This window comes from Streptomyces sp. TRM49041, from assembly GCF_008271805.1.
Lineage (GTDB): Bacteria > Actinomycetota > Actinomycetes > Streptomycetales > Streptomycetaceae > Streptomyces.
Genome location: NZ_VSRY01000143.1, coordinates 1 through 19,891, shown reverse-complemented (window position 1 = coordinate 19,891; position 19,891 = coordinate 1). Strand labels below are relative to the sequence as shown.

General features: G+C 69.4%; 11 protein-coding genes. 6 read left to right on the top strand and 5 right to left on the bottom strand.

What is annotated here, in order from left to right; genetic code table 11:
• Nucleotides 1–34: 34 nt before the first annotated feature.
• Together FVS66_RS19185 and FVS66_RS19180 are read right to left on the bottom strand one after the other, a co-directional pair.
• Nucleotides 35–565, bottom strand: coding sequence for a transposase (locus tag FVS66_RS19185; protein WP_262386880.1), 531 nt, complete (start codon nucleotides 563–565; stop codon nucleotides 35–37).
• A gap of 50 nt (nucleotides 566–615) precedes the next feature.
• Nucleotides 616–1,101: a winged helix-turn-helix domain-containing protein gene (locus tag FVS66_RS19180; RefSeq protein ID WP_149180423.1), complete on the bottom strand. Its 486-nt coding sequence runs from the start codon at nucleotides 1,099–1,101 to the stop codon at nucleotides 616–618.
• A 280-nt stretch (nucleotides 1,102–1,381) separates the two neighbouring features.
• Between FVS66_RS19180 and FVS66_RS19175 the strand changes: the two genes are divergently transcribed.
• The 6 genes from FVS66_RS19175 (at nucleotide 1,382) to FVS66_RS35115 (ending at nucleotide 12,107) form a co-directional block, all read left to right on the top strand.
• Nucleotides 1,382–3,217 carry an ATP-binding protein gene (locus tag FVS66_RS19175; RefSeq protein ID WP_222946955.1) on the top strand — a complete coding sequence of 612 codons (1,836 nt, stop codon included), beginning with the start codon at nucleotides 1,382–1,384 and terminating at the stop codon, nucleotides 3,215–3,217.
• Nucleotides 3,218–3,292: 75 nt separating this feature from the next.
• A complete protein-coding gene (locus tag FVS66_RS19170) occupies nucleotides 3,293–4,462 on the top strand; it encodes an exonuclease SbcCD subunit D (protein WP_149182410.1) in 1,170 nt (389 codons plus the stop codon).
• A gap of 34 nt (nucleotides 4,463–4,496) precedes the next feature.
• Nucleotides 4,497–7,850: an AAA family ATPase gene (locus FVS66_RS19165; protein WP_149182409.1), complete on the top strand. Its 3,354-nt coding sequence runs from the start codon at nucleotides 4,497–4,499 to the stop codon at nucleotides 7,848–7,850.
• 23 nt (nucleotides 7,851–7,873) lie between these two features.
• Entirely contained in the window at nucleotides 7,874–8,881 is a 1,008-nt protein-coding gene (locus tag FVS66_RS19160; RefSeq protein WP_149182408.1) for a hypothetical protein, read from the top strand.
• A gap of 106 nt (nucleotides 8,882–8,987) precedes the next feature.
• Nucleotides 8,988–11,246 carry a DEAD/DEAH box helicase gene (locus tag FVS66_RS19155; RefSeq protein ID WP_149182407.1) on the top strand — a complete coding sequence of 753 codons (2,259 nt, stop codon included), beginning with the start codon at nucleotides 8,988–8,990 and terminating at the stop codon, nucleotides 11,244–11,246.
• Nucleotides 11,247–11,408: 162 nt separating this feature from the next.
• Entirely contained in the window at nucleotides 11,409–12,107 is a 699-nt protein-coding gene (locus tag FVS66_RS35115; protein WP_187645594.1) for a restriction endonuclease, read from the top strand.
• A 175-nt stretch (nucleotides 12,108–12,282) separates the two neighbouring features.
• Here the strand turns inward: FVS66_RS35115 and FVS66_RS19145 are convergent, their stop codons facing one another.
• From FVS66_RS19145 to FVS66_RS19135, 3 genes are read right to left on the bottom strand one after another with little or no spacing between them, the layout of a single operon-like run.
• Nucleotides 12,283–14,907 carry an RNaseH domain-containing protein gene (locus FVS66_RS19145; protein WP_149182406.1) on the bottom strand — a complete coding sequence of 875 codons (2,625 nt, stop codon included), beginning with the start codon at nucleotides 14,905–14,907 and terminating at the stop codon, nucleotides 12,283–12,285.
• Complete coding sequence (locus FVS66_RS19140) at nucleotides 14,901–18,170, bottom strand: hypothetical protein (RefSeq protein WP_149182405.1); 3,270 nt, start codon at nucleotides 18,168–18,170, stop codon at nucleotides 14,901–14,903. Before FVS66_RS19140 ends, FVS66_RS19145 begins: the two co-directional genes overlap by 7 nt.
• Nucleotides 18,167–19,324, bottom strand: coding sequence for a hypothetical protein (locus FVS66_RS19135; RefSeq protein ID WP_149182404.1), 1,158 nt, complete (start codon nucleotides 19,322–19,324; stop codon nucleotides 18,167–18,169). The genes FVS66_RS19140 and FVS66_RS19135 overlap by 4 nt, the downstream gene beginning before the upstream one ends.
• Nucleotides 19,325–19,891: the final 567 nt, after the last annotated feature.

Below are 19,891 nucleotides of genomic sequence, written 5' to 3'. Positions count from 1 at the left end.
TACTGAGGTTGAACTCGTGATGTCGCTGGGTCGTTCAGGTGGGTCTGATGGTCAGGCCGGTCTCGGCGAGGCAGCCGTCTATCAGGTGGCTGCGGTACTGGATGTGCCGGAGGCCGCGTCGGATGCGCTGGACGAGGTGTTCGGGGGTATTGAAGGCGACGTTGGAGAGCCAGCCCCGCCGCAGTAGTGACCAGATCCCTTCGACGGGGTTGAGGTCGGGTGCGTAGGGCGGCAAGTAGTAGATGGTCAGCCAGTCCCGGGCTTCGGCGAACTCCCGCAGCCCGGCGGCCTTGTGAACGTTCAGGTTGTCCCAGACGAGCACGATCGGGCCCCCGAGCTGCTGGTGGGCGGCGATCAGCAGGTCCCGGTAATCGCGCCAGGAGAAGCTCTTGCGTCCGTCGCGCTGACCGTCGTCCCTGCGCGGCCGGTAGATCAGCCGCGACCGGTGGCCGGGCTTGTAGCAGGTCAGCGCGGCGATGGATATCCGTCTGCGGGAACGGCCCCGCACCCGCACCACCGGGGTCCGGCCGCGCCGAGACCAAGTCTTCGCGTGCGGCGGCGTCATGGAGAAGCCGGCCTCGTCCTCGAAGACGAGCCAGGCCCCACGGGCCGCCGCTAACCTTCCGCGCGGGGCCACACCTCCTTGGCCCACCCCGCGACCGCATCGTCGTCCCGCTCCACGGCCCGACGGGCAGGCACCTGGCAGGACCAGCCATTGCGCACCAGCAGCTTCCGCACGCCCTGGACCGTGTAGGTCAGGTGGAAGCGCCGGCCGATCACCGTCTTCACACGGCTCAGGGTCCAGCGTTGGTCTTCCCAGCCGTGCGCGGCCGGACCCTTGGCCAGCTCCGCCTCCAGCTGCGTGAACTGCTTCTGACTCAGCCTCGGCAGCGACGCCGGCCCCTGCGACCGCAGAGCCCGGGGACCGCCCTCGTCCCACATCTGCCGCCATCGCTGCACCGAACGGACGCTGACCCGCAGGTCCTTCGCGATCACCGAGCTCGCCTCGCCCAGGGCGAACCTCTCGGCCGCCTTTAGCCGTAACTCCTCGCGGAACTGCTGCCGTTCGGCGGTCAGCCCGCCCCCTTGTGGATACCGCATGCCTTCGGTGATACCGCACAGGCGACGAGCCGTCAGCCCCTACGACACCACGAGTTCAACCTCAGTATCGGGAAAACCGCCCGCAACACGAGGCCCGTTGATTACGGTTTGTGCTCATAGAGCTGCCCAGGAGTTTCGGCGCCCCGGCGTACGGCGTCCACCGTCGGTCGGCAGGGTCGCCTCGACACCGTAGGACCGACACAGGGAACGGCCGATGACTAACACCGCCTCCGAGCCCCCCAGCGCTGACAGCACCGTATTCGGCCGTAGTTCCGCACCCGTGACCAGCCGTCAGCCGTTTGCAGGCCTCCTCGCCGGTGGCGAAGCCGAAAACGAGGTGGGGAAGGTAGCAGGCACCGAAGACTCCACTCCTTTGAGGTTCCACGTTGCCCTTTTCCCCGATGCATATCTGCAGCTCGACGACGTGGTCAGCACCCGCCGGGAGATCCCCGGCCGCGGCACGGTCGTCACCTCCGGCGTGGTGACCGAGGTAGTTGCCCGCCACGAAGGGGCCGCGTTCGGCTCAGATGTGTTTCTCATCGCCGACGGAATCTTGCCGGCGAACGTGCAAGAGATCGCCGAAGTCACAACCACCCGGGTCGACCCCGAGTGCTACGTCCCGCCACGCCCCGGCGAGGTGGCGATCCGGGCCGCAGGTACTGCCCGGGACGCCGCGCTGTACTTCGACCGGATGGACGCGCGCGTCCCCGCCGGCATCGGCCGTGACGGCGAACCGATCTATCTCAACCTCGAATTCCTTGACGGCACCCGCGGCGCCCATGTATCGATCTCGGGCATCTCAGGGGTGGCAACCAAGACCAGCTTCGCGCTGTTTTTGCTGCACTCCCTGTTCACCTCGGGCGCCCTAGGCGCCCGCGCGGTCAACGCCAAGGCCCTGATCTTCTCGGTCAAGGGCGAGGACCTGCTTTTCGTCGACCAGCCCAACGCCCGCCTTGACGACACTCTGCGCGCCGCGTACGCCCAACTCGGCTTGCCCGCCCGCCCCTTCGCCACGGCTGGCTTCTACGCCCCGCCACTGCCTGGTGACACCACCGGCCGCCCCCACGTCACCGGCAGGACCAGCGGCGTCACCGCTTTCTGGTGGACTCTGGCCGAGTTCTCCGAACGCGAGCTGCTGCCCTACGTGTTCGCGGACACCGAAGACGAGAAGAACCAGTACACGATCGTCGTGCACCAGGTCACCAGTCGGCTGCGCCGCGAGGCCCAGGCCGCCGGGAACGACGGCGCGGTCGCCATCGACGGAACCATCCTCCGCACCTGGGCGGAGATGATCGACTTCATCTGCGACAAGGTCACCGACGACCTCACCCGCCCGGACTGGGCAGGCCCGGCCATCGGCCTGGGCACGGTGAATGCGTTCGTGCGACGGTTGCGGTCGTCCCAGAGGCCGCTCGGGCCCTTGCTGCGCGGCGACCTGAGCACGGTCACCGACCACCCGGTTGGCCACTCCATCGACACCTCGCAGCAACAGGTCACCGTGGTGGACCTGCATAACCTGCCGGAACGGGCCCAACGGTTCGTCGTCGGTGTCGTGCTGGCCGCGGAGACCGACCGCAAGGAGCAAGCCGGCCCGGGCGGGCTGCTGTTCACAATGGTCGACGAGCTCAACAAGTACGCCCCCCGCGAGGGCTCTTCCCCGATCAAGGACGTACTGCTGGACATCGCCGAACGCGGGCGCTCACTCGGCATCATCCTCATCGGCGCCCAGCAGACCGCCTCCGAGGTGGAACGGCGCATCGTGTCGAACTCCTCGATCAAGATCGTCGGCCGGCTCGACGCCGCCGAGGCCGGGCGGCCCGAGTACGGTTTCCTGCCCGCCTCGCAGCGCCAGCGCGCCACGCTCGCCAGGCCCGGCACCATGTTCGTCTCCCAACCCGAGATCCCGGTGCCCCTGGCCGTCGAATTCCCCTTCCCCGCCTGGGCCACCCGCCTCTCCGAGGTAGCCGCCCCCACCTTCACCACCAGCATCCCCGCAGCTGGCCAGGCCATCAGCAGCGCGGCGCGACCGGACCCGTTCAGCAGGTTGCCCCAGGCCGAGAGCGATCCGTGGCCCGACGACACCGACGACGGCGCCATCGACGAGCCGCCTTACTGACGTCCGCCACCTCCCTCCTCGGTGCGCCAACGCGCCACGCTGCTCTGCCTCAGCCACCCGAAAAGGACCCACGCCGTGAAGTTCCTTCACACCTCCGACTGGCACGTCGGTAAAACCCTCAAGGGCCGCAACCGGCTCGAGGAGCAGACACGCGTCCTGCGAGAGATCACCCAGATCGCGATCGACAACGACGTCGACGCCGTCCTCATAGCCGGCGATATCTACGAAAACGCCGCGCCGACCGCGGACGCCCAGAAGCTGATCGTGCGTACCCTGCTGCACCTGGCCAAGCAGAACATCGAAGTCGTCGTCATCGCCGGCAACCACGACCACGGCGCCACATTCGAGGCCTACCGGCCGCTGATGGACGTCGCCGGCATCCACGTCTACGGACAGGCCAGACCGGCCACCAAGGGCGGCGTGCACACCTTCCGCGCCAAGTCCACCAACGAGGCCGTCAACGTCGCCGTCCTGCCGTTTCTCTCCCAGCGCTACGCCGTCCGTGCCGCGGAGATCATCGCCAACACCCCGTCGCAGAACGTCGGCGCTTACGACCAACTCGTCCGCGATGTCCTCGCCAATCTGACCGGGGCGTTCACCCCGGACGCCGTCAACATCATCATGGCCCACCTGACCTGCACCGGCGGCGCCTTCGGCGGCGGTGAGCGACCCGCCCAATCGATCATGGAATACCACGTGCCCGCCGCCATCTTCCCCGTCGAGGCCCACTACGTGGCCCTGGGGCACTTGCACCGCCGGCAGCAGATCCCCGCCGCCTGCCCGGTGCACTACAGCGGCTCCCCGTACGCCATCGACTTCGGCGAGCAGAACAGCACTCACGTCGTCTGCCTCGTGGAGGCAACCCCCGGCACCCCCGCAGAGATCACCGACATCCCCGTCACGACCGGCCGCCGACTGCGCACCGTCGAGGGAACCGTCGCCCAGCTGACCGCCGACCCCGCCGGCTACGGCGAGGACTACCTCAGACTCGTCGTCACCCAGCCCGCCTACGCCGGCATGCGCGACGACCTGTACGAAGCCCTTCCCAACGCCCTTCAGATCCTCATCCACCCCGATCATGCGAGCACTGGCGCCACGGCAGGGATGGGCGTCGACCAGCCGGTCAAGACGCCTGCGCAGCTGTTTGCCGACTACTGCCACAGCGTCAGCGTCAGCGACGATCGGGTCACGGCTTTGTTCAACCAGCTGCACGACGACCTCACTCGCTCGACCACCCGACCCTGAAGCCCCAGGCCTACCCGCCCGAAGGAATCCTCAGATGCGTCCCGTTCGTCTGGAGCTCAACGGCTTCGCCGGCTTCCGTGCCCCCACCGTGGTCGACTTCACCGACACCGACTACTTCGCCCTCGTCGGCCCCACCGGTTCAGGCAAGTCCACCATCCTCGACGCGCTGACGTTCGCCCTGTACGGCTCGGCCTACCGGTGGGGACGCAGCAACGCCATCTCCTACGCACTCGCCCCTACGAGCAACCGCTGCACGGTCTCACTCACCTTCGACGTCGGATCACAGCGCTACCAGGTCGCCCGCGAGGTCCGCCGCACCGGCCAGCAGATCCAGCAGAAGGCCGTCAGCCTGGTGCAGTTCACCGACCCCACCGCAGTCGCCGTCGAGGCAGACGGACCACAGCCGGAAGTACTGGCCGGGGAGATCAAAGAACTAAATCCCGCCATCGAGCAGTTGCTCGGCCTGTCCTTCGACGACTTCTGCCAGTGCGTCGTCCTGCCCCAGGGCGACTTCGCCCGGTTCCTGTCCGCCAGCGCCCGCGACCGCCAGCAAATCCTGCTCAAACTCCTCGGCGCCGCCCAATACGAAGGCATCGGCAAACGCGCCGGCGCCCAGGCAGACCAAGCAGCCAGAGAGATCGAGGTCCTCAACGACCAGCTGAGCCGCCATGCTGACGCTACTCCCGAAGCCGAGGCCACCGCACAGGCGCGTGTCGAGGCGCTCGAACATCTGGCCGTCACCGTCGACCAACTCGTGCCCCGTGTCACCGAGGCACACACCCGAGCACACGATGCCGACGCTCGAGCCGACAAGCTACGCAGCGAGACCGGTCTGCTGACCTCCATCCGCACCCCCGATGGCATCGAAGAGCTGCAACGCCAGGCCACACAGGCACAGATAGAGGCCCGGCAGACCCGTGACGCCGCCGACGCAGCCGCTCAGACCCTCTCCGACGCCACCAAAGAGGCTCAGTCCGGCCCCCAGCGCACCGACCTGACCTTCACCCGCGACCGGTACACCGAGAAGGCAGGCCTGGTCGCGCGCCGCGACGGCGTGATCGCCGATGTCCAGCGCGCCCAAGACGAGCTAGTGCAATGCGAAGACCGGCGGAAGGCAGCGGCGGACGCCGTCTCCAAGGCCCGGCGCAGTACCGAGAAAACCCGTGAGCGCCGCGATCAGATCCGGCAGACGCACGAAAAACTGCAGCATCGCCAACAACTGCTGGCCGCCGTCCGCACCCCCGACGGCGTCACCGACCTGACCAGCCGCGCAGCAGCTCGCTCCAGCGAGGCCGAAGCCGCCGCCGGGGAGCTGGCCGAGGCCCGGGACCGGCACGAACAGGCCTCCCGCGCGCTTACCGCCGCCGGCGACGGTAGCCGGCTCACGGACGCGCACCACACACTCGACGAACTCCTCGACGTCATCGCCTTGCTCACGGACGCCACCAGCGAGCTGGACGACTGTGCCGAGGTGACCAGCCGAGCTGAAGAGTCGGTGGCTGGCGCACAAGTGCGCCTGGACGCGGCCACAGCCGCGCTCGAGAAGGCCCAAGCCCTTGCTGGTGCCGCGCAGCTGCGCCCCCAGCTTCAGGTGGGCCACGCCTGCCTGGTCTGCGAGCAGAACGTCACCACCCTCCCGCCCCCGCTGTCCGACCCCGCTCTCCACACAGCCCAGGCGGCGCGTGCCGTTGCCGCAGACGAACACCGTGACCTGCTGACCCGATACGAGGACGCCAAGGCCACGGTCGCCGACAAACAGCGGGCCATGGACGGACTGACCACGCAGCGCACCCTGCACGACAAGAGGCTGAGCACGCTGCTGCCCGACCGCCCCGCCGGCACCGACCGCGACTGCGACGCCGACCGCGCCCACCTCGACGAACTCACCACATCTCGCGACCAGGTGACTGCAAATGAGCAGCAGGCGCGTGACGCAGTACAGAAAGCCGAAACCGCGCACGAGTCCGCCGCGTCGGCGGCCGCCGCACTGCAGCGAGAACTCGACCGGGCCCGCAGCACCCTGCACTCGACACTGGGCACGGTGGCCGCTCTCGATCCGTCGGCCCTCGACACCGACGACCTGACCGCGGCCTGGACCGATCTGGAGACCTGGGCCCGCACCCAGACCGCCACCGCAGACCGCGACCTCGCAGCCACCGCAGCCGAAACAACCGACGCCGAAAAGGCCCACTCGGACGCCACCAATGCGCTGGATGCAGCCGACCGCGCGCAGGTCGCCGCCCAGGCTGCCCACACCGCAGCCGTTCGGGACGCCGCAACCGCAGACCTCGAACAGACCACCCTGACCGACCGCCTGAGCGAACTGGACACACTCCTGGGACAGGCGCCGCCCGAAGACAAGCTGCCGACCCTCTTCGAGGAATGCACCCGCCTCGAAGAGGCCGTGAAGACAGCCACCACCGAGGCCGGCCGCACACGCGAGACAGCCAAGACAGCGGCGGCCGAGCAGGAACAGTGGGAAGAGCGCACCACGAGTGCCCGATCCGCATTGACAGCCGCCCGGGACGCGGTGGCGGCACTCAACCCACCGAGCCTCGACACCGCCGACCTCGCCGCCGCCTGGGCCACCCTGACCGGCTGGGCCGACCGTGGGGTCAGCGACCGGCAGGTCGCCACCGTGCGTGCAGATTCCGACGCCCAGACCGCCCACGACGAAGCTGACCAGCTCCTGGGCCGCCTGGAGGCTCTCCTGCGCGATAACGGCCTGGATCCCCACGACCTCGGCGACGGCCTGGGGCGTGCCGCGCAGGCTCCGCGAGTGGTGGCGGTCGCAGCCGAACGCGCCCGAGGCCAGGTGGAAATGATCCAACGCAGCCTCGCCGACGCCGCCTCGATGCGAGACAAGATCGACGCCGCCCGCACCCGGCAAAAGGTGGCCGCCGAGCTGGCCCGGCTGATGCGGTCTACCAAGTTCCCTCAGTGGCTCGCCAACTCAGCCCTCGACACCTTGGTCGCCGGCGCCTCCCAGTCACTACGCCAGCTGTCAGGCGACCGCTTCGACCTCAGCCACCAAAAGGGCGAGTTCTACGTCATCGATCACTTCGATGCCGATTCCTCGCGCTCGGTGCGTACCCTGTCCGGCGGCGAAACATTCCAGGCCAGCCTGGCTCTCGCACTGGCCCTCTCCGACCAGCTGGCCGGCCTGGGCGGCGCTACGAAACTGGAGTCCATCTTCCTCGACGAAGGGTTCGGCACTCTCGACGCCGAGTCGCTCCAGACCGTCGCCGACACCCTGCAAAACCTCTCTCTGGGAGAGCGGATGGTCGGAGTGATCACCCACGTCATCGCACTCGCCGAACAGATCCCGGTCCAGTTCCACGTCCAGCGCGACACCCGTACCTCCACCGTCACCCGGCAGGGCACATGACCAGCGCAGCACAGGCTTCCCGCATGCGGTTCCACGTCGACGGCTGGGACCCCACCTACGGCTCCAGCGTCGAGAACGCCGAGAACGGCATCGCCGACTCCACCGCCAAGGTCACTCCCCACATCGAACTTGCCCCGGCCGACTGGAAGCCCGTCTCGCCCTCCCAGGTATCTGCCCCAGGAGCGGTCTTGTTCGTCGACGGCGTCCGTCGCGTCGAGGCCCGCATCTGGATCGAACAGCCCCCCTCCGCCGAACCGGCCACCAGCCCCAGCAACGCAGTCCGGGACGCCCGGATGGCGCTGTGCGCCTCCTACGCGGCAGGCACCGTGTGCTGCTGCCCCGACCGCGGCGCACATCTGCTGACCATCGACTACCGGCGTGGCCTGTTCACCACCGCCACCAACGCCGCCGACGTGCCCACCACCGCCGGAACCTACAAGGCCACCATCACCCCCGACGACCAAGAACAGAACCTCGCCGTGCTGCTCTCGACGGCGCTGCAACGCCAACTCACCGAACTCGAGGTCCTCGTCGCCACCCATGCCCGCACCGCCCTGACCGGCCACGGCATCCCCGAAGACTCGGACCTCCTGGTCGTGGACGGCCCCCTGCGCGGCCGCACCCACCTACCGCGCGCACTGGGATTCATCAAGTCCCACCGCACCGCCTACCTGCCGCCCGACCTGCACGCCATGATCGCCACCCTGGCCCCCGGCGAACGCAGCCCGGTGTTCTTGATGGGCACATCCTGGGACCGCCACGCCTGGTACCTGCGCCTCCCGTGCACCCCCGGTGCCCCATGGGCCGGGATTGTGCGGCTGGAATGCGCCGCCGACATCCCTGCGGCCGCGGCGATCGAGCTGGCCAACCTCTCCCAGGCACTCCTGCCGCGGTACGCCAGCATCGAGTACAAAGACACCCGGGCCCCGCAGAACCTGGTGCCGGTCGCCGGACTGGAGAGAGAACTACGCCGCCACCTGGGCAACCCCATCCTGCTCAGCCGCGCCCTACGCGTGGCATCGGCAAGCTGAACCGCAGCTCCCAACCCGCAAAACCATCGCCCACATCGCCGAAAAGATCTCCCTGCAACGCCCCATGACCGCCTCAACAGTTCATGTCCCGGAGCGGCACCTCTCCATGGCCACCACACCCCTCGAACTGCGCCCCCACCAAAGGGAAGCCGTCTCGGCGACCACCCGTGTCCTCGGCAACCACGCCCGCGCGAGCGTGATCGCGGCCTGCGGCACCGGCAAGACCCTCATTGCCGCCCGTACCACCGCCCGCATTGCCCCCCGTGGCCGTGTGCTGGTGCTGCTGCCGACACTGGACCTGCTGTCGCAGACGATCCGTTCCTGGCGTTTGGCCGGCCGCAAGGGCACCACCGTGGCGGTGTGCTCGGCCCGCCAGGCCCTCGACCACGAACCGGTCGGCACCGACATCCCGCTCACCACCGACCCCGCCGAACTGACCGCCCTCACCACCACACCTCGCCCTGGGCCGGTCACCGTCTACGCCACCTACGCTTCCCTGCCCGCCGTCATTGCCGCCCACCGCGACCACCGACTGCCCCCTTGGGATCTGGTGGTCGTCGACGAAGCGCACCGCACCGCGGGCCGTCTGGGCAAGGTCTGGGCGGCCGTCCATCACGACGACCAGGTGCCGGCCGCCCGCCGCCTGTACCTGACCGCCACCCCTCGCATCTGGGATCCCGACGACGCCCCGGACGGCGACGGAGAAGAGGCGGTGGCCTCCATGGACGACGAGGACCTCTTCGGTCCTGTCGCCTACCACCTCAATCTCTCCGATGCCATCGATCTCGGGCTGCTCGCCGACTACCAGATCCTCGTCCCCGTCGTCACCGACGCGGACCTGCGTGACTGGCTGGCCACCGGAGCCGGCGCGGGTGTCGACGGCCTGCGCCTGGCCGGCCGCCAGGTTGCCGCCCTGCGCGCCATCCACGATCACAAGCTGCGCCGCATCCTGACCTTCCATCACCGTGTCGCCGACGCCCGCGCCTTCGCTACCACCCTGGCGCAGACGGCCGCCGCTCTTCCCGCACCCCTGCGCCCCCAGGGGCTGTGGGCGGACTGGGTCAGTGGCAGCCACACCCCGCAGATCCGCCGCCGCCTCCTGCTCGAATTCACCTCCCACACCAGCCCCGACACACCGGCCGTCCTGTCCAATGCCCGCGTGCTGGGGGAGGGCATCGACGTGCCTGACATCGATGCGGTGGTCTTCGTCGACCCCAAGAACAGCCCCGTCGACACCGTCCAGGCCGTTGGCCGCGCCCTGCGTCAGCACCCTGGCGCTGGCAAGAAGGCCACCCTCGTCGTCCCCGTCTACCTCACCCCCGACGAAGACCCCGACGATCTCCTCGGCGCCGACGCCTACACCCCGCTGTGGCGCACCATCCAGGCTCTGCGTGCCCACGACGACCGCCTCGATGCCCGCCTGTCCGACCCGCGCACCCACCGTCCCACCATGCCCCCCGAAGACCCCGAAGCCTGGCTGCGTTTCGACCGTCCCACCCAGGCCGACGAGATCGCCCTCGCTCTGTCCCTGCGGGTCCTGGCTCCCAAGAGCGCCGAATGGCGCCGCGGCCTCGCCGCGGCCCGCCGCTTCCGCCACACCCACCGCCACCTCGACGTCCCCCAGAACTACGAGGACCCCACCGGCTATCCCTTGGGGTGCTGGCTGACCTGGCAACGCCACCTGCACACCAAAGACACGCTCGACGCCGTACGCGTCCACGCCCTCGAACGTCTCGGCATCATCTGGGACCCCCGCCAGCAGGCCTTCGACCGCGCACTGGCCCACGCCGCCGCCTATGCCGCCCGCCACGGCCACCTCGCCGCCCCCGTCGACGAGATCCACGACGGCTTCCCCCTCGGCCGCTGGCTGGCCACCCAGCGCACCCGCGCCGAGACCCTCACCGGCCAGCGCGCCACCGCCCTCACCGCCCTGGACCGGTGGTGGAACCCGCCCTGGCCGATCACATGGCAACGGGCCTACCACGCCGCCCGTCAGAGCCGGGCAGCCTACGAGACTGCCTCCGAGGCAGAGAGCTGGCTTGAGTCACAGCGCGCCCGTTCCGACCACCTACACCCTGAACAGAAGTCACTGCTCGCTGAGTTGGGGCTGGTCGGCCTGCCCAACACATCCGCCTGTCCGGCGACGGAGAGCCGCCTGCCGGCGCGCGAGCGGGCCTTCCAGCGGGGACTGGCCGCCGCACGTGCCTTCCGCGCACGCGAAGGCCATCTCAACGTCCCCCAGCGCCACATCGAGAAGATCGAAGGCGACTCCGTGCGTCTGGGCCAGTGGCTGAGCAACCTGCGCCGCCGCCGCTCTGGCCTCAGCCCGCGGAGGCAAGCAGCCCTGGCCGAACTGGGCCTGTAAGCAGGCGAACGCACCTCCTCGAGGAGAACGGCCAGACGCCAGCAGGCAGAAGGGCGGGAAGTTCAAGCCAATGGCCTGACTGCGCCCTGGCGGGTCTGCTCGGCATGCCCACACTGCACAGCAGGGAGGAATCCATCCCGGCCGGTGCAAGAGGGGGCAGAAATGGCGGCCAAACGCAAGGGCAAGGCGATGCGTAGACGACGCACCGCCCGGAACAAAGCAGCAGTAGGCGCGCTCGCCGCGCTGGTCCTGCTAGGTCTGCTGCGGCCGATGTTGTTGCTGTACCTCGGCGCCCTGCTTGCCGCCGCGGGAATCGGCTGGATGGTGTGGCGGCTGTGGCGTACCGACCGGCTGCTGCGCAGCAAGGACGACGACTGGAGGCGACAGGAGGAGATCGCAGCGGGACAACGGACGCTGGCTGCCATCGACGCGATGTCCGGCACCGAGTTCGAGGAAGTGGTCGCCGAGTTATGCCGCCGTGACGGTTGTACGCAGGTGCGCCGAGTGGGTGGAACCGGGGACAACGGAGCCGACGTGCTCGGCCGGCTGCCCGATGGCCGGACCATGGTGATCCAGTGCAAGCGGTACGCACCGCACCGGACGATCGCCAGTCGCGAAGTGCGCGATCTGCTGGGAGCCAAGGTGCATTTCGCTGCGGACGTGGCCATCTTCGTCGCCACCACACGCATCAGCCCCCAGGCCGAGGCGTTCGCGGTCAAGCACCACATCCTCACCCTGCACCGCGACTTCTTCGGTCTGTGGAACAACGGGACACCGTTGCTGTCCCTGGCCGAAGTCAACGGACACGGACAGGGAGAAGCCCGCCACCGAGCACGCTGGAAACAGACCTACTCCAAGTGAGCAGGCGCACACCCCAGTTGGGCGGCCTGTTCGGATCGTGACAGGTGAGGGGAGCGGCAGCACAGTAGACCGGCCCCGCCCACCTTGAGCCCGGGCGGGGCACGGGCAGCAGCCAACTGCCCACCAGCTGCGCCAGCACCGAGCCTGGAGCCGCCGTGCCCGCCCGTCACCGCGCCTATTCGCTCAGTCCTTCCTGGTCGACGAAGCGGGGATGCTTTTCATCAGCGCTCTTCGCCAGGTGCAGCGGGGCGGGCAGGTTGGTCCGCCCGTCCCACATGGCGGCCTGCTCGGAGGTCCGTGCGGCCAGGCCTGCCAGCTGTTCCTCGCGCCAGCCGCCGGGGTGGGCGATGACGTATTCGGTGCGGGTCATGGTGTGGAACGGGGCGCCCATCTGCACCAGTTGACCGCTGGGCAGGGTGCGGCGCGTGTACTGGGTGCCGGTGCGCTGGCCGCCGGCGTGCTGGCGGGACTGCCCGGAAAACAGCCAGGACACCGCGTCCCCGCGGTCGTGGCGGTAGAGGATCTTCTCCGGCATGACCGGCTGCAGCGGGTTGGCCGGCAGCTTGCCCCCGCCGCCGGTGCGCCGTGACGGCTGGGGTGTGCCCTGCCCGTTGCCGACCCGGACGACCGCCACATCCCACCCTTGGGTGATCAGGCTCTGCCCGGGCACAGCGCCGTCCCCGAGCCGGTCGTTGCACAGCCCGGGCCAGATCCGCTCCCGCTCCTCGGCGAACACGATGATCGGAAACTGGTTCCTGAGCGCGGCCAGAGCCCCGTCCACATAGGTGCGCACGTTGTCCGGGCCCCCGTGGTCGTCCCGCAGGTGATGCCCTCTTTTGCCGATGGGACCGGCATGGTGCAGGGCGCGGGCCTGGGCCAGGGGGAGCCAGCCCTGGTCGCTGTACATGAGGGTGGGCCAGTAGGCGTCCTCGCCGAGCGGGATGCGCATGGCGACCAGCGTGATGGCCAGCACGGCGGGTTTGCGGGGGCGGCCGGGGCGTTCGGCGAAGCGGTGGTAGCGGGTCCACAGGCCCACGGCCACGGCTTCCCGGTCCAGGGCGGTGTCACGCGCGTTGCGGTGGAAGGCGGTGGCGGCCAGGCGGTTGTCGATGATGCCGGAGTCGGAGTGCAGGCTGCCGAGTCCGATCTGCACCGCGTGGTCGTCCTTGTAGGCGACGTCCGGCTCCGGCAGGCCCGCGTTGCGGGCCCTGGCCCGCGCGACCTTCTCGGGCGTGTTCAGCCGGTAGGGATCGCCCGGATCGGAGTCCATGGTGATGAACTGCGAGGGGATGCCGCGTTCGGCGAAGAGCCCTTTGAGCGCGTGCTTGGCGTCCGTCACCCCCGCCTCCTTCTCCTGCTCACTCAGATAACGCGTCTCGCACAAGGCGGTGACCAGCGCCCGCCCGGCGCCGGGCTTGAACCAGGGCAGGCTGTTCAGGATCAGGCTGCGGTCGTGGCTGCCGTGACGCACCAGTTCGGGCAGCCGCACCGCCACGAGCTCGTAGCCGGGCGCCAGGACCACCGGCTGCTCGTCGGGCAGATCGGCCAGGTCGGGCCGCGCGTAATCGCGGGCCAGCTGCCCCATCACCCGCGTACGCCACTCGGCCGACTCGTACAGCACGACGGTGCGCACCGTATCGAGGCGTGCGGCGGCCATGGCGTCGGCCATCTTGCTGGCCGGCACGTAGGGCGGCAGGTTCCCGCCCGGCTTGCTGATCTTGATGGGGGTGCCGGTGTAGACGACGGGTTCCTGGCCGAGGACGTGTGTCGCGTGTTCCTCGAGCCGGGCGTGGAACATCGCCCCGGCGCCCTTGTCGATCGGGTGTTTGCCCGTGCGGTGCACCCCGCGCACCTCGGTCAGTTCGTCCAGGCCCGTCAGGGGCGGCTGGGGCAGCCGGCCGACACCGCAGGCCTCGACGATCTGTGCCGTTGCCCCGCGGTAGCGGACTTCCTTGGGCTGCATGAACCCGTCCGGGCCCTTCTCCCACCGGGTGGTGATCGGGGCTTTGAGGATGATGTCCGGGTTGACGGGATGGCGCAGCAGGACGTTGCGGATGCCCTTGTAGTGGGTGGCGACGCGCGAGATCCGGGCCGACAGATGCGCGATCAGGGTCTTTCCGCCCGGGGTGGGTTCGACCTCGATGTGGATACGTTCCATGGCGTAGCCGGCGATGCGCCGGCGCTTGCCGCTCTCCTCGTCGATCCACGTCCGTTCGTGGACCAGCGGGGCCTGCCACGCCAGCAGGTCGCCCTCACTGTCGAGGTGGAACTGCAGCGCGGGCAGGGCTTCGTCGAGGGGGAGAGGCTGGGCCGCCAGCATGCCCGCCAGCCGCCACCCGGCCACCCGAAACGCCCAGCGGGGACCGGTGATCCGCCCCATGGGGTCGCGGTGCAGCAGCGAACTGAGCGGCTGGGGCCCGTCGTCGTCCAGCTGCAGCAGGGCGGCGAGGGTGTCGCGGCCGTCGTGCCCGTCCAGCCGTGTCTCCCACTCCCGCATCAGGGTGCGTACCACGGCCCCGTCCAGCGGCCCGGGCGTGACGATCACGCTCCGACCGGCCCAGCGGCCGGTCCGGGCGGGCCGGTCGGGGTTGGTGAACACCAGCCGCTCACCGGTCACGGCGCGCGCCGCCGTCTGCAGGGACGCGATCGGCTGCACGGCGTCCTTGCCCCGCGGCCGGGGCAGCCGCCGCCAGGCCGGCGCGAATGCCTCGTCCTGCGGATAGACATGCACCGTGCCCAGCAGCCGGTCATCCAGTGGAAAGGACAGGGTGAACAGGCGGCCGCGCTCGTCACTCACCATTCGCCCAACTCCTCATCCTCGATCTCGTTCGCGTATCCGGCAGGGGAGTGCTCCGCCAGGCCCAGCAGGGCGTCGGTCATGGTGGTGCGGTAGACGGCGTCGATCAGCGGCATGTGGTCCTCGTCCTGCCATTTCCCGCGCAGCTGCTTCAGCAGGGCGGGCAGGGTCGAGTCGGTGGCAGTGTGGGTGAAGGCGGCGTCCAGCAGCCGCAGCCGCCCGTGGTCGCCGCCGCGGCGGGTGCGACCGCCCAGCTGGACCAGCCGGGTCAGGATCTCCGCGACGACGGCGAGCTTGACGTCCTCACCCAGCGACTTGAAGTAGCCCTGACCGCTGCGGATGTCGTCGAAGATCTGGCCCGCCGCGATCCGCAGCCGCTCCAGCTCCGCCGCAGGATCCGCCCCGGGCCGCCGCCGACGGTAGGCAAGGGAGTTGACCAGGGACAACAGCACCGGAGGGTCTTCCATCGCTGGGACGGGCCGGTTGACCAGGCAGGCCACATGCAGCAGGGAGCGCCCGTCACGGTCGACGATGTTCAGGCCGCGCTCGACCCGGGCCATGGGGGCGATCAGGTACCGGCACCGGCCGTGCCCCACGGCGTGGGGGAACTGCTCGAGCCGGTTGCTGGGGATGGGCACCCAGCCCGGCGGCATCCGCTCCAGCGCAGCCATCTCCTGCGGCCGCACCGCCACACAGATCTCGGATGCCGCGACCCCCGCGTCGATCATGCCGCGGGCGAGCGCCGGACCGGCGGCATATGCGGTCGGCGCGAGCAGCGCATACGCACGGTGCGCGGTCGCCGGATCGGCGGCCACCATATCGAGCTGCGCGGGAAGGTCCTTGCCGACGCTGCGCCCCATCGCCGTGTAGGCGCGTTGCCGATTGGCTCCCTCGGTGCCGGACACCACGATGCCCGCCCCGTCGTCCTGGCCGGCCTGCAACTCGACGGTGAGGCTTCCGTTGACGTCGTCCGGCACATACCAGGCCGGCTCCGGCAGGAGATGATGACGCGGCGCGTACGGCATGAACGCCGTGGCAGACATCCCGATCACCGCCCGGCGGGTGCCGGTATGGGCGAGCGCCGTCACCTCACCCAGGTAGGCCAGGTGAGCGTGCGGGTCCCCGACATAGGACTTCAGCCGCAGCGCCGTCTGGTGCCGGTCGGCCGGGTCGAACGTCTCGGAGAACGCGAACAGCGCACGCCCCAAAGGGCCGTAGGGAGCGGCCCGCCACGGCACGTGCGAGGCCAGGGCGTCCACCAGGCTGTTGCCGGCGGAAATCCCCGCTCCCTGCAGCGGCGCCGCGACTCCGACGATGCGGTGCAGGATGCTGGCCATCTCCTCCAGATAGGCCCGCCGGGCCGCCAGCAGCGCCAGGGAGGACAGCCGCTTGTCGCTTGTCTCACCGGTGATCGCCGAGAACGCTTCCGCGATGCGCTGCAAGGTGGTGTGCGTGAGCCGGTCCAGACCGCCGGCCAGGTCCGTGACCGAGGACAGCAGCCCCCTCAGCTCGGCCAGCCCCTCGATCTCATCGGCGTACTCCAGTGGCCCCTCCCTCTTGTAGAGCTGGTTGACCGCCTGCATCTGCTGCGCGGTGGGCCGTTCACCCGCCTCCAGATGGAAGATCCGGGAGGCGAACATGGCGTCCCAGCGGCGCGGAACGACCATGTTGCGCCGTTCCCGGTCGGGCTGGATGACGCCGCCGACGAGGTGGGACACGTAGGACTCGGCCAGCCACATCAGGTGGTTGATCAGCGGCCGCAGGTGCTGTTCGAGGCTCATCGGCAGCCGGTGGCAGTGGCGCCGGAACTGGCTGTCGAGATCGCGTACCGGGGTGTGCTCCGCACCGTCCTGCGCCAGCAGTACCTGACGGGCCGCCCGGTCGAAGGCCTGCGCCTGCAAAGCATCGGCCTCGTCGATGATGACCAGATGACTGCGGTGCAGCAGGAGCTGCTCGGTGGTCATGCGCCGTCCCGGGGCGGGACGGCCCGTCACCGGCGCATGGATGTGCCCGGTGAGGAAGTTCGCATGATTGGTGACGAGGATGTCCGCCGAAGCCGCGGCCCGGTGGTGGCGGAACTTCCCGCAGCCACCGCGCCACGGGCAGGCCAAAGTCTTGTCCGCTGTGGGCCCGTTGGGCTTGAGCTGGTCGCACGGCTCCTGGCCCGGCGTCCAGGCATCCACCGCCTCGGAGGAGGTGGTGGCGTGCCCGGTCAGCGGGCAGCTGTAGGACATCTCCCGGTACGCCCAGGTCCTGAAGTCCGCGTCGTCCTGCGGGTTGCCGGCCGCCTGCTCGGCCAGCTCCATCATGGATGCGGGGGAGACGACCGGCGTGACCTGTGCAGAGATCTCCAGAGCGGCCAGGTCCTGCTCCAGCCGGTACACCGTGGCCAGGACCTGAGCGCTCTGCGGAACGACCAGCGAGATCACCCGGCCCTGCCGGGCGCACCACACCGCGACGAGTTCACTCAGGACGTTCTTGCCCATGCCGGTGGGGGCGTGGAAGACCCGCAGCGGCCCGGCCTCAACGCGCAGGAACTTGCCCACGCTGGTGCCGTCGCGGCCGCGGGCGTACCGCCGGATATCCGCGACCGCCTTGCGCCGGTAGTCCTGCCCGCGCAGCGCATCGAGCCGGCCCGCGATCTCGTCCAGGTCGGCGAAGGGGATCACCACCTCGTCCGCGACCGGGGCCTCACCCAGCTCCTGCACCACACTGGGAGCAGGAGACCCTTGATAGTCGAGGTCGTAGAAGACGTCCACCACCCGGCCCGACGGGCTGAGCGGATCCCGGATCCGCAGGTCGCTGACGTAGGAGCCGGGCGGCGCAGGCTTGGGCTGAGACTGCCCCTTAGCCGCGTTGTCCTCCAGCTCGTCCAGCAAGGCATCGATGAGGGCCTCCTCGTCGCCCGCGGGCAGGATCAGCACCTGCTCCTCCCCGTCGCCTGGGGCGAACTCGACCGCCTCACCGCCCTCCAGGACCGCTGCCACCTCGGTGACAAACACCGCGTGGGAAGCCAGCACCGCCGGCCGCTGCCGCAGCATCCGCGTGATCCGCACCTGATCAGGCAGAGCAAGATCGGGCCAGCCGTCCCACAGATGCATCTGCCCCGTGGCCAGGAAGTGCGCATCCCCCAGATCCACCACACGCCGCCACGCCGCCTGCTCCTGCGGCGCCCGGTTGGGGAACACCCGCGCGGCCAACAGGACCGCCACCCGCACAGTCAGCGGCACGCTGACGGAATACCGCGCGTTCTTCGGCGACGTCATGCACCCATCCCCTTCAGCCGCTTCGTCACGACCGCCTTGAAACGGCTGACCGTGAACACGCTGTAGTGCTGCCCGTCAGCAGTCCGCAGCGCATCGAGCCCGGACTGCAGCTGATTCACCTGGCTACGCCGGTAGTTGGGCACGACCACCGTCTCCCCGACCGGTGGCCGGTCGATGATCGTCTGCGGGTCCTGGTGGTCCTTGACGTCCACCCGCCAGGAGTGCCCATCCGCCAGGTAGACGCCGATATCCCACTCATCCAGGTTCTCCCAGCGCTCGACCCGCACCCCCTCCTGCTTCTCCAGCCACTGCATCAGGTCCACCTCACTCAGCCCGGGACAGGTGATGTACCGCCACACCCCCCAGTCCAGGCACAACACGCCCTCCGCCGGCTCCGCAGCCGTCACCAACCGGCCCCGCCCACCGGCCAGTACAGGCGGCCCACCCCGCTTGCCACTGCCCGCGACCAGACCGAACCGGCTCTGATGCGGCGGATACTCACACCGCAACTGCCCACCCCGCAGCACCATCGGATACCGGCACTGCGGACACGGCCACAACCACGACGACGCCCCCACCCACACCCGGTCCGAGGGAACAGGCCGATACACGTCCATCCGCGCCACGCCACGCCGCGAGTACTCCTCGACCAACGCCCGCTCCGTGCCGTACGACACCTCGGTCAGCATCGTCCGCGCTGCCACATAACCGGCCTGCCCGCCGGAGCGGATGTGCCGAAAGGCAGCCCGCTCCGTCTGCTCAGCCGTCTGCCGAACCCACGCCGGAAGCCACGTCCCACCGAGATCGAAGTACCCGTCGTCCCCGTACAGGGCCTCCAGATAGTTCATCCCCGCCTCGAAGGCCTCCTCGGTCAGCTCACCGTTGTCCGTCAGGACAACCAAATCGCCCATCGCCGCAGGCAGTTCGCCCCATGCCAAAGGCACCCACTCCCGCAGGCGCACCGGCAGCAAGTCGATCATCTCGGCAGGCGTCGAAGGACCGGCCCCCACCGGCAGACTCGACAAGAGCACCCCGTGCATACGCGACAGCTCCCGCCACGCACGAGGCTCCTCAACTCGGTTGATCCACGCCGCACCGGCCCGCAGAGCAGCGGTAATGATCCTCCGAGCGGCAACATGTTGACTTTCAGGCACAGCTCATCACCCCTCCACGCCCCACCAGTGGTATTCGGGGCCATTCCAGACGGGCCAACAACTCCGGGAACCTACATGCCGGGTCTGACAACGCCCCCGAAAACCAACGAAGATGGGCCCCGCGACAGCGGGGCACCGCAAGGAACCGGACATGCCGTCAGATATGAGGCGGGGCCATCAGGCCCCGCCTCACTCGGTTCTGTCGGCCCGTCAGGGCCGAGGGCCCCCTGGCCCCGGCCTACACCAAGGGGGAGGGGAACCGGATAACTGTCTAACAAACCTTTACGACATCGCGGCGCCGCAGGCGCCGACACACACCAACCCCTGCCCGCCAGGGCAGGGAATCTTAACCACCCGAACCCCACTGTCATGCCGCCAGGCATGACACCTCGAACACGCGACAGCGGGGCCGCCAGGCCCCGCCCTGTCTATTCCTGTTGGCCCGTCAGGGCCAACTCAGGCAACACACAGTCATGCCGCCAGGCATGACGACGCGTCATCTTACGGGCCGCCAGGCCCGTAGTTGGCCGCCAGGCCAACTTAAGAGCCGACAGGCTCTCCGCCCCC